This window comes from Brucella grignonensis (genome assembly GCF_002252505.1).
In the GTDB taxonomy this organism is placed as follows: domain Bacteria; phylum Pseudomonadota; class Alphaproteobacteria; order Rhizobiales; family Rhizobiaceae; genus Brucella; species Brucella grignonensis.
In genome coordinates this window covers 1-24,875 of record NZ_NNRL01000153.1, presented here as the reverse complement: position 1 = coordinate 24,875, position 24,875 = coordinate 1, and the positions used below count along the sequence as shown (strand labels likewise).

Below are 24,875 nucleotides of genomic sequence, written 5' to 3'. Positions count from 1 at the left end.
TGTTTAATTATCCGCGCGATTTCTCTCGGATTGCTTCCTCCTTAACACGAAAGCCGGAATCCACTTCATCAGACAAATCAATGCCTGAACACGGATACCGGCATACGTGACCGCGTTGATATAATGCAGACGCTCGCTTTATACCAGTGAGAATCGTTAACAGGATAAAAGGCCCCGAAAGATTAGCTTTCGATCCTTTCTCCGTTCACGACGCGGTAGGTTGGCTTGTACATCGTTACCAGCTCTTCAGCCGCTGTCGGATGGACCGCCATGGTGCGATCAAAGTCATCCTTCGTTGCACCAGCCTTCAGCGAAATGCCGAGCAACTGTGCCATTTCACCTGCATCCGGACCCATTATATGCGCGCCGATAACCCTACGGCTCTTGGCGTCTACAATGAGTTTCATCAGCATTTTCTCGTTTCGGCCCGAAAGCGTGTTCTTCATTGGGCGAAACAAGGCGCGATAAACTTCCAGTTCAGGATATTTCTTCGCAGCTTCATCTTCCGGCAAACCAACTGTGCCGATTTCAGGCTGCGAGAAGACCGCTGTCGCAATCAGTTCGTGATCGGGTTTCGTTGGATTGTTTTTGAAGGCTGTTTCAAGGAAACACATGGCCTCATGGATGGCTACAGGCGTCAGTTGAACACGGTTGATGACATCACCAACAGCCCAGATGTTAGAGACGCTGGTGCGTGAATAATCATCAACTTCAATTGCGCCAAGCACATCGGTTTTGACCCCGGCCTTCTCCAACCCAAGGCCTTGCGTATTCGGCTTGCGACCAATGGCCAGCATAGCCTGCCCGACATTCAGCGTTTCGCCATTGGTCAGCGAAACTTTCAGCTCGCCATCAGCCTGCTTTTCGACTTTCTCGAAAACCGCACCGCAAATAATTCTGATACCCTTTGCTTCCATCGTTTCATGAAGCAGGCGTCGAATATCTGGATCAAAGCGGGAGAGGATTTCTTTACCTCGATAAACAATCGTGGTTTCAACTCCGAGGCCATGGAAAATATTGGCGAATTCGACAGCGATATAGCCACCACCTGCAATCACGATTGCTTTCGGCAGTTCTTCGAGATGAAAGGCTTCGTTGGAGCTGATGCAATATTCGTTGCCTGGCAAGGCTTCATGTGCGCTTGGATGTCCGCCTGTCGCGATCAAAATCTGATCAGCAGTTACGCGGCGCCCGTCCGCCTTGAGTTCAATTGTGTGCTCATCGATCAGTTCGGCGCGGCTTGCGAAGATATCGACCTTCGAATTTTCAAGCCCTTTGCGATACAGGCCTTCAAGGCGAGTGATCTCTTTGTCTTTGGCTTCGATCAGCTTCTTCCAGTCAAAGCTGCTTTTGCCAACTTCCCAGCCATAACCGGCAGCATCTTCAAAATGCTCGGGAAACTGTGAAGCATAGACAAAAAGCTTCTTGGGAACGCAGCCGCGAATGACGCAGGTCCCGCCCATACGATATTCTTCGGCCAATCCTACCTTTTTGCCCATGGCGCCAGCAAGACGCCCTGCTCGCACTCCACCGGAGCCACCGCCGATAACAAAAAGATCATAATCGTAGCCGGCCATGGTGTTCTCCGTTCAAAATCTGGAGCGCGTTTCAATCTGATTGCATCAGATTGGCGCTCTAATCCTTTGTTAAACGCGCATTTTTCCCGAAAACCGCTTAACATTTTTCCGGATGCGCTCTCATGTTGAAACCTATGTAAGCAAAAGAAAAAGCCCGGCCAAGTAGCCGGGCTTTTAAAATCTGCGTTACAATAGCGAATTACTGCTGAGCTGGCTGTTCAGGAGCTGGGGCAGCAGTTGCGCCGGCCTGTGCTGCGAGAACTTCTGCAACAGATGTTGCGAGATCGCGCGCAATGCCATTCTGCCAGATGTTGGCGGCCTTGACGACTTCACGCGTCACGATTGGGCCTTCTGCAAGAAGCTTCTTGCCAGCGTCCGACGTGTAGAAAGCTGCAATTGCCTTGAGTTCGTCTTCGCTGAACGCATTTGCATAAGCGCGGGCAGATTCGGTTTCGAGATCTGCACGGCGGGCTGCAAGAGCCAGAGCCTTGTCATCAACCGTCTTGGTGATGAGTGCTTCAAGGTTTGGATCTTTCTGAATGAGCTCACCCTTAAGGGCGCGCGCAGCACTCGGCAGGATCTCGTCGAACTGCTCGGTGGCATTGATCGAGGAGATTGCTGCACGTGCAGCTTCCAGATGAGATGCTGAAATCTCCTGAGCAGAGGCCGCATGAACGCCTGACATCAGGACGAGTGCGGAAAACGGTGCAATCAGACGGCGGAAGCCAGTTGCCGGGATCATATGGTCAGTACTCCGTTCAAACAATTCTTGTCGGCGTTTCAAGGCCGGTTCATGGTTCGGATGCCGTCAGCGCCTGCGATAACCGCGGCATTTGCCAGTCCGATGAAAAGTCCATGCTCAACAACACCCGGTATGGCGAAGAGAGCGTCAGATAGAATCTTTGGATCGTGAATGCGGCCAAAAGATGCATCCACGATATAATGTCCACCATCCGTTACAAACGGCGAGCCATCTTTTAACCGCAGGACCAGTGGACCTGCAAGGCCGCATTGCGATGCAGCCATCTCAATACCGCGTAAAGTTGCGCCAAGGCCAAAGCGATTGACTTCAATTGGCAAAGGAAAACGGCCAAGTGTTTCAACCACTTTCGATCCGTCCGCAATAACAATCACTGAATCGGAAGCAGCTGCAACGATCTTTTCGCGCAACAAGGCACCACCGCCCCCCTTGATGAGGGTCAGGTTCACATCCAACTCGTCCGCACCGTCAACGGTGAGATCGAGATGTGGAGTTTCTTCGAGGGTCGTCAGAGGAACACCGAGTTCAGTGCAAAGAGCAGCGGTACGTTCGGAAGTCGGCACACCGATGATCTTGAAGCCGCCACTTACTTTTTCGGCGAGCAGCCGTACAAATTCTTCGGCGGTAGAACCGGTTCCAATTCCCAGACGCATTCCGTCCTTGACGTGCGTCAATGCCTCTGCTGCAGCGGCGATCTTCAGCTTGCGTGCTTCATCCATGCCTGAATTCCTGATTTCCTAGTGGATTGAATTTGACGTTTGAATCCCGACCGAGTGAGATGCTGTTTCAAACGTCAAATTCGAAAAATCCACTAGTTTAATACGGTTCCTAGTGGTCTTTTTGATTCCGATATTTGCTCGACGCTTGTTACAAAGGGATACAAATATCGGAATCAGACCACTAGCGGATTCTCATCCGGCTCCGAGAACGCCTCTAGCATGAGCGTGCAGCGCAACAAAGCACTCAATACAAAATATCGCGATTTTTGCGATAGGCCCTCGTTTCTGCGCGAAGTTTAGCCTATTTGAAACAACGATTAGAAATGCGCTCGCAAGTCTCATTCCTGAAGGAAATCATATGTCCGCTGTAAATTCCAAGCCTATCATCGTTTTCGACCTCGACGGTACATTGGTTGAAACAGCGCCGGACCTTTTGGATAGCTTAAATCATTGTCTTGCGATTTCAGGTTTGCATACTGCTGACAAGGATTCCCTGCGCCGTTTCGTCGGACAAGGTGGCCGCGTCATGATTGAGCGCGCCTTTGCTGCACAACAGAAGCAGATAGACGATGTGAAACTCGATCATCTGGTTGAAGAATTTCGCGAGCACTATGCAGCGCATATGCCGGGGCATTCGACGTTCTATCCCGGTGTTCTGGAAGCAATGGACCGCTTCTCTGCGAACGGATATACGCTCGCCGTATGCACAAACAAATTTGAAGCCCTTTCCATCAAGCTGTTGACTTCAATGGGCGAAGCGCACCGCTTTGCCGCTATCTGCGGTGCCGACACTTTTGCTTTCCGTAAGCCCGATCCGCGTCATCTGACGGAAACAATCGCCAAAGCCGGTGGAAATCGTGACCGCGCGGTGATGGTTGGAGACAGCCGCACCGATATCGACACGGCCAAGGCTGCAGGTATTCCTGTCGTTGCGGTTGATTTCGGTTATACTGATTTGCCAGTGCAGCACTATGAGCCAAGCCGCGTCATATCTCATTATGACGCGTTCACGTTGGAAATGGCCGAACAGTTGTTGGAAGCAGTCGCAGATAAAGTCTGAGATAAGGCGATATGATTATGAAGCGATTTCTTATATTTACTGCTGTTTTCTCAACGGTATTATCAGCAAGCGCTTTTGCAAATGATCCGTCACCTACTGGTCTTCCCGGCGTAGAACCACAGAAGCCGATCGTTTCGGCTCCTCCACCTGTGCCGGAACCTAACTCTCAGGCTGCTGGAACATGGAAGAATTTCCGCATCGGCAATACCGATGTTTCGATCTCCGGCAGCATTACGGTCGATGTCGGCACCGGAGGCAGCCGCAGTTCAGGGCGTTAACCCGGACCAGACCGCAGGCAACTGGTTTGGCAAATCTTCTGCGATAAGCCCATGGCCAAAACGCCGGGCGGCATCAGCATGGACCCACGCGGCGGCGCTTGCTGCTTCAAAGGCAGGCATTCCCTGTGAAAGCAATCCGCAAACAATTCCCGAAAGCACGTCGCCCGATCCGGCCGTTGCCAGAAATGGCGTGCCATTTGCGTTGATAACGGCTCGCCCATCAGGGGCAGCAATCACCGTATCTGGACCTTTATAGATCACCACTGCATTCGCGCACTTCGCTGCTTTACGGGCTTTATCAGTCTTGGAGAGATTATTCTCGACCGAAATTTCAGGGAAAAGACGGCGAAATTCACCCTCATGTGGTGTGAGAACGAGGGCGGTGTGTGAACTGCGCTTCGCGTTAAAGAGTTGCTCAGGCTTGCTTTCAAATGCCGTGATGCCATCCGCATCCAACACCAGTCCCTTAAAGCTTTCTGCGCGTCCATCAGCGGCTGTCAACAGCATCAAGGCATGATCGCGTGCAAATGATGAGCTACCATAGCCCGGTCCCAGCACGCAGGCAGCGACTTTTCGGTCGATCAAAAATGCTTCTATATCTTTGAGGCTGCGTGTTTCTCGCACCATAATGCTCGTCAGATGCGCTGCATTGGTGGAAAGCGCGTCAGGTGGAGAAAGCAACGTTACCGCCCCTGCACCACTTCGGGCCGCTGCCATTGCTGACAGGCGGGCGGCGCCAGTCGAATGGGCTGGCCCAGAGAATACTGCCGCATGGCCGCGGCTATATTTATGAGCGCTGGTTGAAAGCGCAGGTAAGCTATCTCGCCAAAGCTCAGGCGTATTTTCAAAGGTATCAGGGCCTATCTTGTTGAGTACATCATCAGAAATACCAATGTCTGCGACATGCAGCACGCCGCAATGAGTTCGGCCAGGCTGCAACAGATGCCCGGGCTTCTTCCGAAAGAAGGTTACAGTCGCCCGCGCTTGCATCCCCGTTCCAAGAACCTGTCCGCTTTCACCGGAAATCCCGCTCGGCAAATCCACTGCAAGCACAGGAATATCCGACGCATTGACCGCTTCTATCACACGAGCCTCTGCCCCTCCCACAGGACGCGCCAACCCGGCACCATAGATTGCATCAATAACACCGATAAAGTCTGCAGGTATCAAAGCGCTTATGCGCCGCACTTCGCCTTTATAAAAGAGAAGCGCCCGCATGGCATCGCTGCCCTGGCGCGGTTGCGCTGTTCCGAAGCAGACGACATCACGTCCAGCCTCAAGCAGAAATTGTGCGGCAACATAGCCATCACCGCCATTGTTTCCCGGCCCGCATAGAATTGCCACCGGGCCTTCCCCAACAAACATGCGCTGAGCGACATCCGCCACAGCGTGACCTGCAGCAAGCATAAGAGAAAAGCCGTCGCGTTTTCCGGCATCGATTGTCAGGCTATCAGCTCGTGCCATTTCTTCCGGTGTCAGCAGTTCGAACATGGCACACTCTTTTCCTCTGGTTATGCGGATGATTAATTACGCGGCAATCGCATCGACGCAAGGTTGACTAACTTCTTTGCATTTTGTCTAATTTTTAATCACAATAACGAGATCGAAACCCTGTTGAAAATCTTTCACACAGACCGCCTTGTCGAGATGACGATAATAATGCCACTCTAGGGCAAAGAAAGTTGCACTTCTGAGATTATTGAAATTACGCCAACATCGACAATAGCGCTCTTTTCAATAGGAGCCATACGGCAATTGCGGGAAATTTTGCTTGAAAGAGCAACGAACTGAAAAAATTTGGTCAGCACTTACCGAGTTGGCACAGTTCGTGCTTCTATATCAGCGAAACGGGCACGATGCCCATTTCCGAACAAGAGCGGAGACCATTCTCTGATGAAAAAGATCGAAGCCATCATTAAGCCTTTCAAGCTCGATGAAGTGAAGGAAGCCCTTCAGGAAGTTGGTTTGCAGGGAATTACTGTAATTGAAGCCAAGGGCTTCGGCCGACAGAAAGGCCACACTGAGCTTTACCGCGGTGCGGAATATGTTGTCGATTTTCTTCCCAAGGTGAAAGTCGAAGTCATCGTCGCCGACGAAACCGTCGATGGCGCCATTGAAGCTATTCGCAAGGCAGCCCAGACGGGTCGTATTGGTGACGGTAAAATTTTCGTCTCCAATATCGAAGAAGTTATCCGTATTCGTACCGGTGAATCCGGCGTGGATGCTATCTGATAAAACCAGCCTACCCGACCCCAGTCTACCGACCATCGTCGTGCAAACAGGATACCAAAATGACGACTGCCAATGACATTCTGAAACAGATCAAAGACAACGACATCAAGTTTGTTGACCTCCGCTTCACTGACCCAAAGGGCAAGCTGCAGCACGTCACGATGGATATCGGCCTCGTAGACGAAGATATGTTCGTTGACGGCGTTATGTTTGACGGCTCTTCGATTGCTGGCTGGAAGGCCATCAATGAATCCGACATGGTTCTTATGCCAGATCCGGAAACGGCTCACATTGACCCGTTCTTCGCTCAGTCCACGCTGGTTATTCTCTGCGACATTCTTGATCCGATTTCGGGTGAAGCTTATGGGCGCGACCCACGCACGACTGCGAAGAAGGCTGAAGCTTACATGAAGTCGCTCGGCATCGGCGACACTGTTTACGTTGGTCCAGAAGCCGAATTCTTCGTCTTTGATGACGTGAAATACAAGGTTGATCCGTTCAACACAGGCTTCAAGCTCGACTCGACCGAACTTCCGTCGAATGACGACACCGATTACGAAACCGGCAACCTCGGCCACCGTCCACGCGTTAAGGGTGGTTACTTCCCAGTTCCGCCAATCGACAGCGCACAGGACATGCGTTCGGAAATGCTCACCGTTCTGACGGAAATGGGCGTGACCGTTGAAAAGCATCACCACGAAGTGGCTTCGGCTCAGCACGAACTCGGCGTCAAGTTCGACACGCTCGTTCGCAATGCCGACAAGATGCAGATCTACAAGTATGTCGTGCACCAGGTTGCCAATGCTTACGGCAAGACTGCAACCTTCATGCCAAAGCCAGTTTTTGGCGACAATGGCTCGGGTATGCACGTTCACTTCTCGATCTGGAAAGAAGGCAAGCCAACGTTTGCTGGTAACGAATATGCCGGTCTGTCGGAAAACTGCCTGTTCTTCATCGGCGGCGTCATCAAGCACGCCAAGGCTGTGAACGCATTCACCAACCCATCGACCAACTCCTATAAGCGTCTGGTCCCGGGTTATGAAGCTCCGGTTCTGCTGGCCTATTCGGCTCGTAACCGTTCCGCGTCCTGCCGTATTCCATTCGGCTCGTCGCCGAAGTCGAAGCGTCTTGAAGTCCGCTTCCCGGATCCAGCAGCGAACCCGTATCTCTGCTTCGCAGCCCTGCTGATGGCTGGTCTTGACGGTATCAAGAACAAGATCCACCCAGGTCAGGCTATGGACAAGGATCTGTACGATCTGCCTGCCAAGGAACTCAAGAAGATCCCAACTGTTTGCGGTTCGCTTCGTGAAGCGCTGCAGTCGCTCGACAAGGATCGCGAGTTCCTCAAGGCTGGTGGTGTATTCGAAGACGATCAGATCGATAGCTTCATCGAACTCAAGATGGCTGAAGTGATGCGTTATGAAACAACGCCTCACCCGATCGAGTTCGACATGTACTACTCGGTCTAACCAATATTGCGGGTCGACAATCAATAGATTGGAGACCCGCCCTGGTTATCTCAGTTACCGAGGGGAACGACGTGCTGAAGCACGCGAAAGAAAACCCGGCGAAAGCCGGGTTTTCTATTACTATCAATATATTACGCCTTTTAATTGAATAAAGACTAGAGCGCTTGCAGAACCTGCGCCGCAACCATCATTTCGCCTTTACGCGTCTTGCGGCGGGCTTGCGCTTCGGCGTCTTCCCCCCAATGCTCAATGGTCCAGTCTTCATCGAGATGCGCGCGCGACCAACCGTCTTCGACAGATATCTCGCCCTTGGCAATTGCCAATGCGATAAGTGCCGAGCCAGTCAATGTCGTCATAGTGTGGAGTGATGCCAGCGCTATAGGATTCTTGAATTCAGAAAGATGGATGCCGAAAGCTGAAATCGCTTCGCGTGACTGTTCGACATGCATCACACCTTCTGCAAGTGCAAAACGTGCACCAAGGCTTTCCGCCCAGTCGATCAGCGGGTCCCATTGTTCAGTCTGCCGGGCAACCAATTCTTTCGGGGTCGCGGCACGATAGCAGATCATGTCTGTACCAGCGAAACGCAGGATGTCTTCGAAAACCGCCTGCGGGTCTTGCGCGATGCCATCGATGGCTGTGTTTACCAGACGTGTGGCCGGCATCTTGGAAGGATCAATGACCTTTTCCTGCGCACGGAACTCTTCTGCAATGATTTCGGCAGCTGATGCAGTTGGCAAAAGCAGAACCGCACGTGCCGGCGTTTTGACTGGACGGCCGTCCAGATGCACGGTGAAACCGCCTTCAACTTCGGCCACCTCAGCTTTTTCATAAAAGCGTTTCGGCAATGGCGTCCGCATCAGTTCCTGTGAGCGCGCCACCGGGTCTTTTTGCGAAATTGGCATTTCAGATTGAGGATCGCTCAGAGTGTCGCGCATAATATTGTCCAGTTGTTTAGAGCATTTCCTGTTTTGCTTGAATCACTGGAAATGCTCTATCTCTTTGTTTTTTCGCATTATCCGACGCAAAACCGCTTCGCACTTTTGCTGGAAATGCTCTAGTGTCAGGAAACCACAGCATCCATTTCATGCAGGATCGCATGGAGTTCTTCAGGCCTATTCAGGACATGATGCGCACCTGCTTCTACAAGTAAGCTCGGGCCATGATAACCCCAAGAAACCCCTGCGGCACGTGCACCTGCTGAACGAGCCATTTGCATATCGTAAATCGCATCGCCGATCACGATGGTTCTGTCCGGTTCTATCCCCATTTCGGCACAGGATTCAAGCACCATGGCCGGATGCGGTTTGGACGGACAATCATCTGCTGTCCGAATGACCATGAAATGGTGGCCAATATTGTGCTGCTCAAACACTAAACGAACGCCGCGCTGAGACTTGCCGGTAACGATGCCCAGCAGAAGATCGTCGCGACTGCCGAGCTCTGTCAGCAGCGGCAGGATACCATCATAAAGCGGCTCAGAGAAATCCGGCGTCTGACGCAGCCGCACGAAATTTTCCTTATAGCGTTGTGTAAGCCAGTTGACCTGCTCATCGACTTCCCGATCCAGCAATTGTGCAATCGCCAAAGGAAGCGAAAGGCCGATAATCGAATGTGTCTGAGCAATTTCCGGCGGCTCCAGCCCTGCGTCGGCAAAGCTTGCAGCCATACAATGGTGAATCGTGTCACCGCTATCGACAAGCGTGCCGTCACAATCAAAGAGAACGAGTTTCATCGGGCGGCTCCCGTTTTTGCTGGTCGGTTGATGATAACGAGCCCCAGTCCGATCAGAGCAAGCGCCACAAAGATTTTCCAACCCAGATGTTCATTGAGCAGCACACCGCTCAACAGCACACCGAAAGCGGGCGTGAGGAATGCAAAATTGGACAGTTTGGACGCGGGATAGCGCCGCACCATCCAGAACCATAGTGGGTAAGTCACGGCTACCACAAACATCGACTGGAATAAAAATGACAGAACCGAGAGCACATCGGGATCACGGATCAATGGACCGCTCAATGGTATGAATGGCAATGGCACCAGTGCAGCAACAGCCAACTGATAAAGCAGGGTCTTTTCGGGCGCAGCACTTGCAAGCTTCGTCCGCTTGATGACGAGCGTCGTCATTCCCCAAAGCATCCCGGAAATCAACGCGAGCAGATCGCCGTAAATAGCATTGGGACCCGGGCGACTGATATGATCTGAAAAGACGACAAAGACGCCAAGGAATGCCACGCACATGCCGATGAAGGCGCGCACGGACATGCGCTCCCCCAAAAGAAAATGACTGCCGATCGCGACCCAGAACGGCATCACGTTCATCATCAGTGTGACGCGACCGACGCTAGTCAGCTCCATCGCGAGAAAGATCAGGACGAATTCGACACCGAATAGAAAACCAGCCAGAATGCCGGGTATCAGCGTGCCGTCGCGTCCGAAAAGCGGAATACGTTTCCAGTAGCACCAGAGAAAAACGCAGAGGCCACCCAATGCCGCGCGGCCTGCGGCCATGAGCATGGGGTTAAAACCGCGATTGCCGATCTTGATGGCAACCTGATTAAGCCCCCACGTGAACATGATGAACATGACGAGCGCAATCGCCAGCCCGTCGAATGACACCCGGCCAGGAACTGTTCCTCCTGCCGTTCCTCCCCCCGCACCTGACATTCTTATTCTTCCGCGTTTGCCTCGTCGAAGCCAAGCAAGTTCCACGACTGCACCATGTGCGGTGGCAAAGGTGCCGTGACGTCAATGATACCGCCCGAAGGATTGGGAATACGAATGCGGCGCGCATGCAGATGCAGCTTCTTTTGAATGCCGCCGGGAAATTCCCAGTTCTGATCCGCTTCAAAATATTTGGGATCACCAATGATCGGATGACCGATATGTGCCGCATGAACACGCAGCTGATGGGTGCGGCCGGTATAGGGCTCCATTTCCAGCCAGGTCAGATTGTTACCGACCTTTTCGATGATCCGGTAGTAAGAGACTGCATGATCGGAATCCGGTTCACCGTGCTGGCAAACACGCATCTTGTCGCCATCCGGCGTCTGCTCTTTGACCAGCCATGTCGAAATCTTGTCTTCCCGCTTGCGCGGAACGCCCTTCACCAGGGCCCAGTAAGTCTTCTTGGTATCACGCTCACGGAAAGCAGCCGTCAGCGCCTGTGCTGCACCGCGCGTGCGTGCCACAACCAGAACGCCCGACGTATCACGGTCGATACGATGCACGAGGCGAGGCTTTTCACCTTTTTTATTGCGCCATGCTTCCAGCATGCCATCAACATGGCGCACCAGACCTGAACCACCCTGCACTGCCAAACCTGCCGGCTTATTGAAAACAAAGACCTTTGCATCTTCGTAAATCAACATCTGCTTGAGAACATCACCGTCATCCTGACTGCGGATGGTGCGAGCTGTTACCGGACCTGCTGCTTTCTCATCAACACCAAGGGGTGGAATGCGTACCGACTGACCTGCCTGCAAACGCGTGTCAGACTTGGCGCGACCACCATCGACGCGGACCTGACCGGAACGCAGCAGTTTCTGCAGGTGTCCGAACCCCAGTCCGGGGAAATGGACCTTGAACCAGCGATCAAGACGCATACCCGTCTCGTCTGCAGCCACACTCTTCTGTTCAACGCCTGCCATGGAAAACCCGATCAATACTTTTTGGGCACGAACCTGCGTGCCTGTCTTTTTTGTGCGTCTTATATCCGAGAGCCCGTTTCGTCTTTCGAGATGCGCTTTAAATCAGTCAATAGACGCGCGAGGGGCGGATTGCTAGGCTAAATTGGGGAAAACAACAATCTGCCGCTGTTTTGCTAAAGCGTGAACCGTCCGCAAAGAATAGGAATGCGGCTATGAATCTTCACGCTCGGTTACACGCATTTTTAATTTATGGTCAATCTTAACACGCATTCGCCACTTCTTGCCTTCATTTCATATTGCTAGAACAACAGGACTGCACCATTTAGTCTTGTGAAATAGAACGAGCGGGAGTGCGAAGGTGTCATTGCTCAAAATCTACTGGCGCGCCATGGAATATCTTGCGGCTGAAAAGGCTGCAACGATCACCATGTGTATTGCAAGCGTATTGGTTGCCCTTGTCATGCTGGCCGAACCGATCCTTTTCGGTCGGGTTATCCAGGCTATCTCGGATAAGGGCGATATCTTTACGCAGCTTGCCATGTGGGCTGCACTTGGTGCGTTTAACATTATCGCGGCCGTGTTTGTGGCGCGTGGCGCAGACCGCCTCGCCCATCGCCGTCGTCTCGGCGTGATGATCGACTCCTATGAGCGTATCATTACCATGCCACTTTCCTGGCACCAGAAGCGCGGTACGTCGAATGCGTTGCATACGCTGATCCGTGCAACTGACTCTCTTTTCACGCTTTGGCTCGAATTCATGCGTCAGCACCTGACCACGGTTGTGGCTCTGGTTGCACTTATTCCGGTCGCCATGACCATGGATATGCGCATGTCCATGGTGTTGATCGTGCTCGGCGTCATCTATGTGATGATCGGCCAGCTCGTCATGCGCAAGACCAAAGACGGCCAGTCCGCGGTTGAAAAGCATCACCATAAGCTGTTCGAGCATGTCAGCGACACCATCAGCAATGTCTCTGTTGTCCAGAGCTATAACCGCATTGCTTCTGAAACGCAGTCGCTGCGTGAGTATGCAAAGAACCTCGAGAACGCACAGTTCCCGGTCCTCAACTGGTGGGCGCTTGCCAGCGGTCTGAACCGTATGGCTTCGACGCTCTCGATGGTTATCGTGCTGCTGCTTGGTGCATACTTCGTGACCAAGGGTCAGATGCGCGTTGGCGACGTGATTGCCTTTATCGGCTTCGCACAGCTTATGATCGGTCGTCTTGACCAGATCAGCGCCTTCATCAACCAGACAGTAACAGCACGCGCCAAGCTTGAAGAGTTCTTCGAAATGGAAGACGCGACCGCTGATCGTCAGGAATCACAGGGCGCGACCGATCTTGAAAACGTCAAGGGCGATATTGTTTTCGACAATGTGACCTTCGAGTTCCCGAATTCGGGTCAGGGCGTCTATGACGTATCGTTCGAGGTGAAGCCCGGCCAGACGGTGGCTATTGTCGGCCCAACGGGCGCTGGCAAGACCACACTGATCAACATTCTTCAGCGCGTATTCGATCCTGCTGCCGGTCGTATTCTGATCGATGGCACCGACACACGGACTGTCAGCCGTCGTTCGTTGCGTCATGCCATTGCAACCGTCTTCCAGGATGCGGGTCTGTTCAACCGTTCGGTCGAAGAGAACATTCGTGTCGGCAACGAAAATGCGACCAACGAAATGGTCCATGCCGCTGCCAAGGCTGCTGCTGCCCACGACTTTATTCTCGCCAAGGGCAATGGTTACGACACGGTCGTTGGTGAGCGTGGTTCGCAGCTTTCCGGTGGTGAACGTCAGCGTCTGGCGATTGCACGCGCTATCCTCAAGGATTCGCCAATCCTCGTGCTCGATGAGGCGACCAGTGCGCTCGACGTAGAGACCGAAGAAAAGGTCAAACAGGCCGTCGATGATTTGAGTCAGAACCGCACGACATTCATCATTGCGCACCGTCTGTCGACTGTACGCTCTGCCGATATTGTTCTGTTCATGGACAAGGGCCATCTGGTCGAGCGTGGCAGCTTCGATGAACTGGCTGCTCGCGGTGGCCGCTTCTCCGACCTGCTTCGTGCTGGCGGTCTGCAACTTGAAGACAAGTGTGAAAAGGCCGCAAAAGAAGAAGGCGCAGAAGCCAGCAATGTGATGCCCTTCCCGGTCAAGGGTTCGGCAGCCTGATCAACAACTACAGCTCAAAAAGAAAAGCCCGCTGCCAATACCGCAGCGGGCTTTTTTCAGATGGAAACTTCAAAGCGCAATCCGTCATAGCCGGGCTCTACGTGATCAGGCGTTTCACGCATGACTGTTTCGTAATCAAGCGGTATGTGCATGTGGGTCAGTATCGCGCGCTTCGGTCCGAAAAACTCGATCCACTCCAGCGCCTGTTCCAGCGAAAAGTGGCTTGGATGCGGTCGATATTGCAGAGCATCGATAATCAGCACATCTGCCCGGCGGATATATTTCAGGCTTTCATCGGGGAAAGCACTGACATCTGTGCAGTAAGCGACATTACCGATAAGGAATCCAAGCGATTCAATATCACCGTGAACCTGACTAAATGGCTCAAAGTGGATCGGCCCGCCCGCACCAGTGATCGAGAATGCCGTTTCAGCCATGATATCATGCATCGACAGGATCGGCGGATAGCTCGATCCCGCTGGCGTCTCGAAACAATAACCGAAGGCTTCAAACAGGCGGTTGCGTGTCAGCCGGTTGGCATACACATCCATCAGTCGCCGGTTTTCAACGACATAGGTTCTTAAGTCATCAATGCCGTGGATATGGTCGGCATGAGGATGCGTATAAACGGCAGCATCAAGCAAGCGCACATCGGCATCGATCATTTGAGCGCGGAAATCCGGGCCTGTGTCGATCACAACAACCGTGCTCTTTCCCTCTGCGTCGAAACGTTCGACAAGCAGCGAAGCACGACCGCGTTTGTTCTTCGGGTTTTTCGGATCGCAATTGCCCCAATCGCCATTGATGCGTGGCGTTCCCGGGGATGAACCGCATCCCAAAATCGTAAAACGCAGGCAATTGCGAGGAGAACCCACGATGACTATCCCTCAACCGGCTTTGGCATTTTGGAGAAAAGTCGGAAGACATTTTCGCTGGTGATGTCAGCGATTTCATCTTTGCTCACACCAATTGTCTCTGCAAGCACAGCTGCCGTATGCTGCACGAAGGACGGCTCATTGCGCTGACCGCGATGCGGCATTGGAGCGAGATAAGGCGCATCAGTCTCAACCAGCAGACGATCACGCGGAACTATCTGTGCTATTTCGCGAATATCGGCCGAGTTCTTGAAGGTCAGAATGCCCGAGAACGACACATAGCCGCCCAGCTCGACGCCCTTTTCAGCCAGTGCTTTTCCTGATGAGAAGCAATGCAGGATGAAGGGGAATGCACCCTTCGCTGTCTCAGCTTCCAGAATGTTTGCCATGTCCTGATCCGCGCTCCGCGCATGGATTACAAGCGGCAACTGCGTGCGGCGCGCAGCTTCAATATGCACGAGAAAGCCCTGACGCTGGGCTTCCTGTGGGGCATAATCATAATGATAATCAAGCCCCGCCTCGCCTATGGCGACAACTTTCGGATGCTCTGCCAGCTTCACGAGATCGTCGGCGGTCACATCGAGTTCTTCATGTGCATTGTTCGGATGGGTGCCAACCGAACAATAGACGCTTTCGTATTTCTCGGTGAGTGCGAGGATCGTATCGAACTTGCGAACCCGCGTTGAAATCGTGACCATGCGTTTGATGCCGGCATCAAGCGCGCGTTGCACAACAGCGTCGCGCTCTGGCTCGAAATCCGCAAAGTCGAGATGGCAGTGACTATCGACAAGCATAATAGGCTCAGTTCTGTTCTTCTGGTTCCACATAGCGCGGGAAAACCGGCTGTGGCGCTGGCAGTTCTGCGCCGCCGACAAGCGGGCTTGCCGCTACATCAGAGAACTGACGCTGATCTGCTGGGATTGCCAGAGTATCGAGCAGCTTTTCTGCCGACTGCGGAATAAAAGGCTGCACCATGATACCGACGCGACGGATCACTTCAGCCGTCACATACAGCACCGTGCCCATACGCGCAGGATCGGTCTTGCGCAGCGCCCAAGGCTCCTGCCCTGCAAAGTAACGGTTTGCTTCCGCAACAACCGCAAAAATGCCGCCAAGCGCGATGTGCAATGCCTGATCGCCGACCGCCTTACGCGCGGTTTCCAATGCTGCATCGGCCTGATCGAGAATGGCCTTGTCGGCATCCGAAAACGCGCCCGGAACAGGCACCTTGCCTTCGCAGTTCTTTGCAATCATCGATAGCGAACGCTGTGCAAGATTGCCAAGATCATTGGCGAGATCGGCATTGGTACGGTTGACGATTGCGTCGTGGCTGTAGCTGCCATCCTGACCGAACGGCACTTCACGCATCAGGAAGTAACGCAGCTGATCAAGGCCATAGCGTTCGACCAGTTCAAACGGATCGATGACATTGCCGAGGGACTTCGACATTTTTTCACCGCGATTGAACAGGAAGCCATGCGCGAACACGCGCTTTGGCAGCGGAACGCCCGCCGACATCAGGAATGCTGGCCAGTAGACCGCGTGGAAACGCGAAATATCCTTGCCGATAATATGCGCGTCTGCTGGCCAGTAAGCCCACTTGTCGCTCGTCGTATCTGGATAGCCGAGTGCGGTAATGTAGTTGGTCAGAGCATCGACCCAGACATACATGACGTGCTTTTCATCACCTGGAACAGGAATGCCCCAATCGAATGTCGTGCGCGAAATCGACAGATCCTTCAGGCCAGACTTTACGAAGCTAACGATCTCGTTGCGACGCTCCGTCGGCATGATGAAGCTGGGATTGTTTTCATAAAGCTCAAGCAGCTTGTCCTGATAATTCGACAGACGGAAGAAATAGCTTTCTTCCTCAACCCACTCGACCGGCGTACCCTGTGGACCGTAGCGAACATTGTCGCTACGGACTTCAGTTTCTTCTTCGCCGTAATAGGCCTCATCGCGCACCGAATACCAGCCCGCATAGCCGCCCTTATAAATATCGCCATTGGCCGACATTGCCTGCCAGATTGCCTGACTGGCCTTATAATGGCGCTCTTCCGAGGTGCGAATATAATCATCGTGCGAGCTATTCAGAAACTCGCCCATGCGCTGGAAAGCAGCCGTGTTGCGATCTGCGAGTTCGCGGGGCGTGATGCCTTCCTTGCGCGCGCTCTGCAACATCTTGATGCCGTGTTCGTCCGAGCCGGTCAGGAAGTGAACATCCTTGCCATCCAGGCGCTGGAAACGCGCCATGGCATCAGTCGCAATCAATTCATAAGCATGACCGATGTGCGGCTTGCCATTCGGGTAAGCGATTGCGGTGGTGATATAGAATTTTTCGCGGCTCATCAGAAATCCGGCTTCTTCAAGGGTGGTGTTTAAAAAACGTTAGCGGTGACATAACGCAAGTGAAGCACCATGTCACGTAAGCGGAGGCATGCCAGATCGAAAAGCGCGATGCGTTTTTTCCAAAAGGATCATAACTGCCTGTTTCCGGTCGAGATTATAGGTCTCGGCGTTCAAAATTTCGCGCGTCAGTTCGCTCCAGAAACGCGACCATTGATCGGCTTCCCGCAACCGGCCCGAATCTGCATAACGTCGAGCCCCGTCCGCGATCCGGCTCATAAGATAATCGCGGAACAGTTCATATTGGACTTCGGCCTCACGACCATTGAGAACACCGGAAAGCGCCTGTGCTTTTGGCAGGTCGAAATTCTGTCCCTGCAAGATTGCATCGACAGTATCCGATATCTCCAGACCACCATGCGCGACAAGAAGCAACGCCTTGCGAACACTGCCTTCAGAGCGCGTCAGAAGTGATTGAGTGATGTTATCCGCATCAAGCCCGACACTCGGTCCAATATGTGCAAGTGCATCGGTCAGCGCATCATCTTCGAGCGGCTTGAACTGGATGCTCTGACAGCGCGAACGAATGGTTGGCAGAAGCCGTCCCGACGAATGCGAAATAAGAATAAACATCGCGCGTGCCGGTGGCTCTTCCAGAGTTTTGAGAAGCGCATTCGCAGCATTACGGTTCATATCGTCAGCTGGATCGACAATGACAATGCGCCATGCGCCGTCTGATGCGGTACGGGTCAGAAAATGGGTGACGCGGCGAATTTCCTCGACAGGAATGCCAGTCTTGAACTTGCCGGTTTTCTGATCGAAGGGCCGATTAATATGCAACACCGCCGGATGCATACCGCCTGCGATCTGTCGCCAGAGCGGCTTGCTGAAATCAGGTGTTTCAATGTTTTCAGGTGCGGAGCTATGGTCGCCATGCGCAAGCATGTGGCCGGCCAGATGAAAAGCCAGTGTTGCCTTGCCGATACCCTGCTCCCCTTCAAAAAGCAGTGCATGATGCATACGGCCTTCACGATAAGCCTGTGCCAGGAAAGCTGCTATTTCGCCGTGACCTGTCAGATAATCGCTGGCGGACGGCTCGGCCACGCCTTCAATGGAATCATGGGCCTTGGGGACATCAAGTTCTTCGATCACAGAAGTCCCTTTTTCTTCAAAACTTCGTCTGCAATGCCAATAATATCGGCTGATATCACGTCCTGAGATCGATCAGCATCGACCACCTTGCAGCGATTTGGTTCCGCTTTCGCGATTGCTAGAAATGCCTGACGCCGCGCTTCATGCACGGCAATCGCTTCTTTCTCGAAACGATCGGCCACATCAGCGCCGCGACGCTTGACTGCGCGTGAGAGACCTTTTTCCGCAGGGATATCAAGAATGATCGTGAGATCAGGCATTGTGCCATCGATAGCAATACGTTCGATAGCTGCCATATAGGTGGCATCCAGATTTCCGGTCACGCCCTGATAGGCACGGCTCGAATCGATAAAACGGTCGCAAAGCACAACGCGGCCCTCGGATAATGCGGGTCGGATTAGCTGATCCACGTGATCGGCACGAGCCGCAGCGAAGAGCAGCGCCTCCATGGCAGGACCGTAGTTTTCGGCATTACCGCTCAGAATCACATGCCGCACAGCTTCGGCACCCGCGGAACCACCCGGTTCGCGCGTTATCAGCGGATCAAGACCAAGAGTGCGCAGATGCTCTGCCAGCAAGGCGATCTGGGTCGATTTACCCGCGCCTTCCCCACCCTCGAATGTAATGAACAATCCGGTCACACTGACTTCCGCAAAATTGAGTTCATGCCTGTTTAGGCTTTCAAACTGTTTAACGGCGTTTGCGAGCGAGGTCGAGTGTTTACAAATATTTCCTCAGCCAGCCCGTGGAGAGTTCAAGTGCTGCCCCCATTGCTCGCTGTGAGAGACTGCCGACAGGCACCGCTTGCTCCGTGTAAAGCGGCATTTGCTGAACCACATTGCCGTTCAGTTCAAATTGCAGCATCCCGACTTGTGTATCGGCCTCGATAGGCGCGTTTAACGGCCCCTGGTAGGAAACACGGGCTTTGAGCTTGTCACGCCCTTCCTTGGGAAGCAGCAACTCGACACTATCTTTGACTTTGAGCGGGACGCTGGAGGCGGAGCCACCGAAAACCTGAGCAATACCGACCTTTTCGTTAGCCGAATAAATACTGACAGTATCAAATGAAGTCATACCCCATTGGATAAGATTTTTCGCTTCTTCCTCACGCTCCTTGATGCTGGTCAAGCCGCTCATTGCAAGAAACAGCCTGCGACCATTCTGCTCTGCCGAGCCGACCAGAGCATAGCCAGACGCTTCAGTGTAGCCTGTTCCCAAACCATCAGCACCAATATCGAGCCGCAAAAGCGGGTTTCGATTGCGTTGCATGATGTTGTTCCAGGTAAATGCTGGCTGCGCGTAATAGGTGTAGTGTTCGGGATGAGCGCTATGAATATGTCGGGCGAGTTTTATGAGGTCGGATAGTGTTACCGTTTGTCCTGCCGCGGGCAGCCCAGTTGAGTTCACGAAATTCGAGCCGGTGAGCCCCAATTCCTTTGCACGCTCGTTCATCCTTTGCGCAAAGGTCGCTTCGCTGCCTGACAGACCTTCGGCGAGAATGATGGCGCCATCATTGGCCGCCTGCACGATCATGCCCTGCAACAGATCGGCTACAGTAGGGGTCGACTTGATCTTGGCAAACATCGTTGAAGTGCCAGAAGGTGCGCCGCCGGTGCGCCACGCATATTCAGAAACGGGATAGCTGGTTTCGAGCGTTGTCTGGCCCTTTTCAAGTGCTTCAAAGACAACTTCAGCCGTCATCAGTTTGGCCAGCGATGCGGGCGGCACCTTCATGTCCGGATTTTTTGACAGAAGAATGGTGCCGCTCTTATCGTCGAGTAACAGGACTTGGGGCGCCTTGGTAGCGAATGCAGCCTGCACAGTCTCTGCATAACCCGGCACAGTCATCGAAACCGCAACGGAAACTGCTGCTACAAGCTTTACGCTGTTTGAAAAACGCCCCATGCTTTACCCGTCTGCTTAGAGCGGTCCAATTAAGATTGAATCGTTGGAACCGCTCTATCTATTTGTTTTTAAGTATTATATTGCGAAAACTGTTTCACACTTTTAGCTTAAATACTTTCAACTTCCGACGAGCCTTCGTAGCCTTTCCGGCCAAAATCAGTCAGGACGAACGACAAATGCGTCAGTCGCTCCGGCATTCCACGCGGCACGAAGCAAATCGTCATTGTTGCCTTTTTCGGCAAAAGCCGTCAGCTCGTAAACATCCCCCTGCTCTGTCGGTATCTTTGTGCGGGTCACACGCGCAGATCGTGGCAGAGATTTTTCCAGCCGCGCCACATCTTCCAGCGAATTAAACATGCCGATTTCGACATATTCACGCTGATCTTCCGTATTGCGACGCTTCCATGCATCGGAAACAGCGTTTGCTGTCAGGATGCTGCCATAGGTACGCTCTTCTGCATAGGCTGATGCAGCCAAGCGATCCGACGCATAGCCAAGACCGCCAATACGCGCCGCGGTGGCGACGCCAAAGCTGCCAGCCGGACGCTGCGATGGAACTGGAACATTTGCGGGAAGCAACGGCATTTCACCATCGCCATAAGCGGGATTAACTTCAAATGGCGAAGACTGTGGAACCGGCATGGCGGCGATACCCGCAGGTGTTGGTGTCGGCGCATTCATGGCCATCATGACGCCCGTGGCTGGTTGCCCGATAGGATCGCCATTACCTGAACGGTAAGACGCCATCAGATAAGCATCATCCTGCCCATCAAGTGGCGCACGCCCAACATATTCTACCTTCACATCAGCAGTCCCATGATGCTGATAATCCAACATCTCGGCAGCCTTCTGCGACAGGTCGATAACGCGGTCGCGTTCAAATGGTCCACGGTCATTCACACGAACAATAATGGAACTGCCATTGAACGTATTCGTGACACGCGCGTAACTTGGCAGTGGCATCGTTGGATGCGCGGCCGTCAAATGCGTCATGTCATAGATTTCGCCGTTGGCGGTCAGACGCCCATGGAAAGCGCTGCCATACCAGGAAGCGCGGCCGGTTGAGGCGTAATTCTTGTTTTCCTTCGGATAATACCAGCGACCTTTAACCTGATAAGGTTTTCCGACCTGATTACGTCCACCGCCACGCGGCAAAGGCTTTCCCTGAACACTGGTGACGCGCGGACTGGCTTTCACGCCATATTTGGATTCAGCGAAATATTCTTTTGGATGTTTTTTCTTGGATTTTGGCTCGGGAGCGCTTGCACAACCCGCCAAAGCCACAGCCAGCGCCATGAATGTCAACATAGCAGTCGATCCGCGCTTTTCACACGTTATCGATAGGCCTGCACTTTTAACACGGTTTCGCCATCCGTTTGAACTCATACGCCGCACGCCCGCAACTCTTTACACGACCCAACACGTCGAAAATATCTTTTAGGATACAGTGATGTCACCGAATTATTGACGGATCATTAAAGGTTTTGCAAATCCCACATTTGAGTCGATGTAGGTTAATAAATTTCGTCACAGTAAAAAGGGTATAAAAAGACCGATAAAGCATTGATTTTTCGACAAGGGGCAAAAACGGACATGTTCCGTACACCAGAGCGCATTTCGATCTGATTGGATCAAATCGGCGCTCTAAATATTTGTTTTAATGCGCATCTTTGTCCAAAAACCGTTTCACACTTTTCGGGATGCGCTCTAATCCTTTGGCTTCTCGGCGTATCATTCATCGCTATTCTGTTTACCTGGTACTTTTTCTACTGATGATGGAACTATTGGGCGCTTCAGCCGTTTCATCTACGGCTCTTATGACCTCCGAGCCAGTCACCTAACGTCATGAATTGGGCCCGCTTTTCAAAGAGCGGGCCATTTTTTATCAAAAAGAGGATGGCCTGTAAGCGTTGACCGCTTCGCGATGCAAGCGAAAGTGGGCTGGCGTCCAGGTTGATAGCTCACCGTCAGTGTTCACCGGCCTCGGTTTTTTGGTGCGGATGATAACTTCTGTTGTTGGAAATGCGCGAACATCATCCCATTTCGACTGCGTCCCTTGACGCAGGCTGGGCAGCAGGCGCAACAATTTCCACCAATGATCGACTTCGAGGCTGTAAAAGTCGAGCTTGCCATCATCTATGGCGGCATCTTTTTCGACAGCCATGCCACCGCCGTAAAACTTGCCATTTCCAACCGAAACCTGAAGCGTCTTTATCTGCTCCGTAATCCCATCATGATCGAGATAGGCCGTAAAGAGCTCCGAACGCATCAGAATACGGCCTGCCGCAATGGCGTAGCCCAGTTTACCCCACTTCTTCTTGGCCTCTGCGCTGAGTTTCTGCGCGAGTTCCGCACTAAAACCGATACTGGCCACATTGAAATAGAGGTGGCCATTCACTTCACCCAAATCAATGGGATGCTGCTTGTAAGTGAGCAGCTGTCGCGTCGCTTCTGTAGGATCAGCGGGAATGCCAATTGTACGAGCAAAATCGTTCGCGGTGCCAAGCGGCAGTATGGCCAGCGGTACCTTCGTTTCGACGAGGCCCGGTGCGGCTGCATTCAATGTACCATCACCGCCCCCAACAATAGCTAAATCCACTTCGCTATTGGCGCGGATAACATCAGAAATGGTTTCATCGCCCTTCGCCGTCTTCTCAATGAGTGAGATGCCACCGCGCTCGAGTATCCCACGCATGTCGGTATTAAACCCTTTGCCGTTGCGGGCTTTCGGATTGACGATCAGCAATGCTCGGCGCTTGCAAGATGTGGCCATAGGTACCTGTTGGACATTCCGATTTGAAATATTGAGTACCGCAAATGGCGACGGATTTACGGATATCAATGGGAGTGGCAATGAAATCTTCTTACGTCTATTAATGATCGGACCGGAAGACGATAAGATTGCAGCAAACATGCTGGCACTTCCGACAGCACTGGCGTGCCGCCGTCTGTCTTGCTAGGATGGATCGATACCGGGCGGGTATGATGTAATGGTAGCCTGCTAGCTTCCCAAGCTGAATGCGCGGGTTCGATTCCCGCTACCCGCTCCATTTATTTTCGGGCTGTTATAGAAAGAGGATCAATATCGGATCATTGCCGGCCCCGGCTCCCTCAGAGCGACCATTGCCTCCAAGCTTGTGAAAATGGAATGATCGGACTGCGACGGTTTGAGGTTAAACTCGGGCAATCGCGCTGTCGTTAGTGGATTGAATCTGACGTATGAATCCCGACTGACATAAATGCAGTTTCAAACGCCACATTCGAAAAATCCACCAGGTTCATAAAGTTACGAGTGGTCATTTTGATTCCGACATTTGTCCAACACTTGCAACCGAGGGATACAAACGCCGGAATCAGATCACCAGATGGGCTTGCGTGGAATATAAATTAGCAACTTCTTGCATTTTCTCACATTTTTGGCTTCATGAGTTTGTTGAATTAAAAACTCATATTTGGAGAAACTGATGGCAGAATCCAGCTTGCTCAATAAGTATCAACGCTATGCTATTGGCATCCTGCGCGTCGTGACCGCGCTACTCTATTTTGAACATGGCACGCAAAAAGCGTTCGGCTTTCCAATCGCAGGGCCTGACAGCTTGTCTGCAATTCAGCTCGCATCGGCCTTGCTTGAAATCGTCGGTGGTGCGTTGATTTTCCTAGGCTGGTTCACTCGTCCTGTCGCCTTCATTCTTTCGGGCCATATGGCCTTTGCTTATTTTATGGCGCACTTCCCGAAGAGCTTTTTCCCTGTCGCCAACGGCGGTGATGCAGCCATTCTCTTCTGCTTCGTATTTCTGACGCTGGTAGCGACCGGCGCTGGTGCGTTTTCGGTCGATAATCGTAACCGTTGATCAAGATCATTCCCTGAAACCGATCAATCTGACAGGTTCAGATCACATACAGTTTTCTTGTATGTGATCTGAACAATGCGGATGATCGGAAAATGAAAATACTCTTGATCGCCCTGGCCATATTGGCCTTCCTCGTGTTCGGCTGCTTTCTGCAGACGCACTTTGGCGCGTGGCAATAAGAGCTCCGGCCGAGCGCGACCTTATCGATCCTAAGACCGGCGAATCCGTCAAGCAATAACGAATCTCATTTAAGCGACACACATTTTGGGGTGTCACTTTGCTCAAAATCCCGCCTGGATGAACATTTGTCCGCATCCAGGATGAAAAAAATTCGGACGTTTTCCACAAATGCAGGTCTAAATTAGAATTATCCGAATTTTTTTATGGTCTTACGCATAGAAACGATTGACGCTGCTCCACTTCCCGAATACATGAGCAGCGTTCCTGATTGAAAAACATCAGAACAATGCGCGGGTGTAGCTCAGTTGGTTAGAGTGCCGGCCTGTCACGCCGGAGGTCGCGGGTTCGAGCCCCGTCACTCGCGCCATTCTTCTCTAAAGGGAAGAATGTTTGGAAACGAAGTTTCGTTTATTATCAATCATATATTTAAGTTAGATAATCCAAACGTGGAGCTTTCACTTCGCGCGGTCGTGGGTCAGTTTGAAATTCAGTCTGGGAATCGTCAAACTTGAATGTCATATTCTAAGTATGACAGATCAAAAGCCTAAGCGTCCACGCGACCCCAATTAGCTTGCCAAGCCTATTGTGGACTTGGCTACTGGAGAAGTCGAAGAAAAAGCTCCGCTCGCTACGGCAAGAAAGGGCGGGCTCAAG

22 protein-coding genes and 2 tRNA genes are annotated in these 24,875 nt (G+C 52.4%); 8 read left to right on the top strand and 16 right to left on the bottom strand.

The window, feature by feature from the left end; translation table 11 throughout:
• Positions 1–182: 182 nt before the first annotated feature.
• From gor to rpiA, 3 genes are all read right to left on the bottom strand, one after another.
• On the bottom strand, positions 183–1,577 hold the full coding sequence (gor, locus tag CEV33_RS05935; protein WP_094539575.1) for a glutathione-disulfide reductase: 1,395 nt from the start codon (positions 1,575–1,577) through the stop codon (positions 183–185).
• Positions 1,578–1,776: 199 nt separating this feature from the next.
• Positions 1,777–2,319, bottom strand: a complete 543-nt coding sequence (locus tag CEV33_RS05930) for a DUF2059 domain-containing protein (protein ID WP_024898725.1) — start codon at positions 2,317–2,319, stop codon at positions 1,777–1,779.
• A gap of 38 nt (positions 2,320–2,357) precedes the next feature.
• Positions 2,358–3,056, bottom strand: a complete 699-nt coding sequence (gene rpiA / locus CEV33_RS05925) for a ribose-5-phosphate isomerase RpiA (protein ID WP_094539574.1) — start codon at positions 3,054–3,056, stop codon at positions 2,358–2,360.
• A 358-nt stretch (positions 3,057–3,414) separates the two neighbouring features.
• On the opposite strand from rpiA, the gene CEV33_RS05920 reads away from it, so the two are divergent.
• Together CEV33_RS05920 and CEV33_RS05915 are read left to right on the top strand one after the other, a co-directional pair.
• Positions 3,415–4,116 carry an HAD family hydrolase gene (locus CEV33_RS05920; protein ID WP_094539573.1) on the top strand — a complete coding sequence of 234 codons (702 nt, stop codon included), beginning with the start codon at positions 3,415–3,417 and terminating at the stop codon, positions 4,114–4,116.
• 11 nt (positions 4,117–4,127) lie between these two features.
• Positions 4,128–4,394 carry a hypothetical protein gene (locus tag CEV33_RS05915; protein ID WP_094539572.1) on the top strand — a complete coding sequence of 89 codons (267 nt, stop codon included), beginning with the start codon at positions 4,128–4,130 and terminating at the stop codon, positions 4,392–4,394.
• Here CEV33_RS05915 and CEV33_RS05910 read toward each other — a convergent pair.
• On the bottom strand, positions 4,383–5,885 hold the full coding sequence (locus CEV33_RS05910) for an NAD(P)H-hydrate dehydratase (RefSeq protein WP_094539571.1): 1,503 nt from the start codon (positions 5,883–5,885) through the stop codon (positions 4,383–4,385). The two genes, CEV33_RS05915 and CEV33_RS05910, sit on opposite strands and share 12 nt — an antisense overlap.
• Before the next feature lie 402 nt (positions 5,886–6,287).
• Here CEV33_RS05910 and CEV33_RS05905 point away from each other — a divergent pair, with 402 nt between their 5' ends.
• Both CEV33_RS05905 and glnA read left to right on the top strand, forming a co-directional pair.
• Positions 6,288–6,626, top strand: coding sequence for a P-II family nitrogen regulator (locus CEV33_RS05905; RefSeq protein WP_007874909.1), 339 nt, complete (start codon positions 6,288–6,290; stop codon positions 6,624–6,626).
• A 59-nt stretch (positions 6,627–6,685) separates the two neighbouring features.
• On the top strand, positions 6,686–8,095 hold the full coding sequence (glnA, locus tag CEV33_RS05900) for a type I glutamate--ammonia ligase (protein ID WP_094539570.1): 1,410 nt from the start codon (positions 6,686–6,688) through the stop codon (positions 8,093–8,095).
• A 155-nt stretch (positions 8,096–8,250) separates the two neighbouring features.
• Here glnA and CEV33_RS05895 read toward each other — a convergent pair whose 3' ends face one another.
• From CEV33_RS05895 to CEV33_RS05880, 4 genes are all read right to left on the bottom strand, one after another.
• The gene (locus tag CEV33_RS05895; protein WP_094539569.1) at positions 8,251–9,033 is read right to left on the bottom strand and encodes an ATP12 family chaperone protein; all 783 of its coding nucleotides are present in this window, start codon (positions 9,031–9,033) and stop codon (positions 8,251–8,253) included.
• Positions 9,034–9,158: 125 nt separating this feature from the next.
• Positions 9,159–9,830 carry an HAD-IA family hydrolase gene (locus CEV33_RS05890; RefSeq protein ID WP_094539568.1) on the bottom strand — a complete coding sequence of 224 codons (672 nt, stop codon included), beginning with the start codon at positions 9,828–9,830 and terminating at the stop codon, positions 9,159–9,161.
• On the bottom strand, positions 9,827–10,762 hold the full coding sequence (locus CEV33_RS05885) for a DMT family transporter (RefSeq protein ID WP_094539567.1): 936 nt from the start codon (positions 10,760–10,762) through the stop codon (positions 9,827–9,829). Before CEV33_RS05885 ends, CEV33_RS05890 begins: the two co-directional genes overlap by 4 nt.
• Before the next feature lie 2 nt (positions 10,763–10,764).
• Positions 10,765–11,745, bottom strand: coding sequence for an RluA family pseudouridine synthase (locus CEV33_RS05880; RefSeq protein ID WP_094539566.1), 981 nt, complete (start codon positions 11,743–11,745; stop codon positions 10,765–10,767).
• A 358-nt stretch (positions 11,746–12,103) separates the two neighbouring features.
• Between CEV33_RS05880 and CEV33_RS05875 the strand changes: the two genes are divergently transcribed.
• The gene (locus CEV33_RS05875) at positions 12,104–13,912 is read left to right on the top strand and encodes a glucan ABC transporter ATP-binding protein/ permease (RefSeq protein ID WP_094539565.1); all 1,809 of its coding nucleotides are present in this window, start codon (positions 12,104–12,106) and stop codon (positions 13,910–13,912) included.
• Between the two features lie 56 nt (positions 13,913–13,968).
• Here the strand turns inward: CEV33_RS05875 and CEV33_RS05870 are convergent, their stop codons facing one another.
• From CEV33_RS05870 to CEV33_RS05835, 8 genes are all read right to left on the bottom strand, one after another.
• A complete protein-coding gene (locus CEV33_RS05870) occupies positions 13,969–14,787 on the bottom strand; it encodes an MBL fold metallo-hydrolase (protein WP_094539564.1) in 819 nt (272 codons plus the stop codon).
• A gap of 5 nt (positions 14,788–14,792) precedes the next feature.
• Positions 14,793–15,581: a TatD family hydrolase gene (locus tag CEV33_RS05865; protein WP_094539563.1), complete on the bottom strand. Its 789-nt coding sequence runs from the start codon at positions 15,579–15,581 to the stop codon at positions 14,793–14,795.
• Between the two features lie 7 nt (positions 15,582–15,588).
• A complete protein-coding gene (gene metG / locus CEV33_RS05860) occupies positions 15,589–17,136 on the bottom strand; it encodes a methionine--tRNA ligase (protein WP_094539562.1) in 1,548 nt (515 codons plus the stop codon).
• Positions 17,137–17,208: 72 nt separating this feature from the next.
• Positions 17,209–18,285 (bottom strand): DNA polymerase III subunit delta', encoded by a 1,077-nt coding sequence (locus CEV33_RS05855; RefSeq protein ID WP_094539561.1) that lies wholly within the window; start codon positions 18,283–18,285, stop codon positions 17,209–17,211.
• Positions 18,282–18,926, bottom strand: a complete 645-nt coding sequence (gene tmk, locus CEV33_RS05850) for a dTMP kinase (RefSeq protein ID WP_094539560.1) — start codon at positions 18,924–18,926, stop codon at positions 18,282–18,284. The genes CEV33_RS05855 and tmk overlap by 4 nt, the downstream gene beginning before the upstream one ends.
• A 79-nt stretch (positions 18,927–19,005) precedes the next feature.
• On the bottom strand, positions 19,006–20,133 hold the full coding sequence (locus CEV33_RS05845; RefSeq protein WP_374818029.1) for a D-alanyl-D-alanine carboxypeptidase family protein: 1,128 nt from the start codon (positions 20,131–20,133) through the stop codon (positions 19,006–19,008).
• Positions 20,134–20,346: 213 nt separating this feature from the next.
• Positions 20,347–21,576, bottom strand: a complete 1,230-nt coding sequence (locus tag CEV33_RS05840; protein ID WP_094539558.1) for a septal ring lytic transglycosylase RlpA family protein — start codon at positions 21,574–21,576, stop codon at positions 20,347–20,349.
• Positions 21,577–22,075: 499 nt separating this feature from the next.
• Positions 22,076–22,963 carry a lipid kinase gene (locus tag CEV33_RS05835; protein ID WP_094539557.1) on the bottom strand — a complete coding sequence of 296 codons (888 nt, stop codon included), beginning with the start codon at positions 22,961–22,963 and terminating at the stop codon, positions 22,076–22,078.
• A 203-nt stretch (positions 22,964–23,166) separates the two neighbouring features.
• Between CEV33_RS05835 and CEV33_RS05830 the strand changes: the two genes are divergently transcribed.
• The 3 genes from CEV33_RS05830 (at position 23,167) to CEV33_RS05820 (ending at position 24,588) form a co-directional block, all read left to right on the top strand.
• Positions 23,167–23,240: transfer RNA gene (locus CEV33_RS05830), tRNA-Gly, on the top strand.
• A 414-nt stretch (positions 23,241–23,654) separates the two neighbouring features.
• Positions 23,655–24,041: a DoxX family protein gene (locus CEV33_RS05825; protein ID WP_094539556.1), complete on the top strand. Its 387-nt coding sequence runs from the start codon at positions 23,655–23,657 to the stop codon at positions 24,039–24,041.
• A 470-nt stretch (positions 24,042–24,511) separates the two neighbouring features.
• Positions 24,512–24,588 (top strand) — tRNA-Asp (locus CEV33_RS05820).
• The last annotated feature ends 287 nt before the right edge of the window (positions 24,589–24,875 follow it).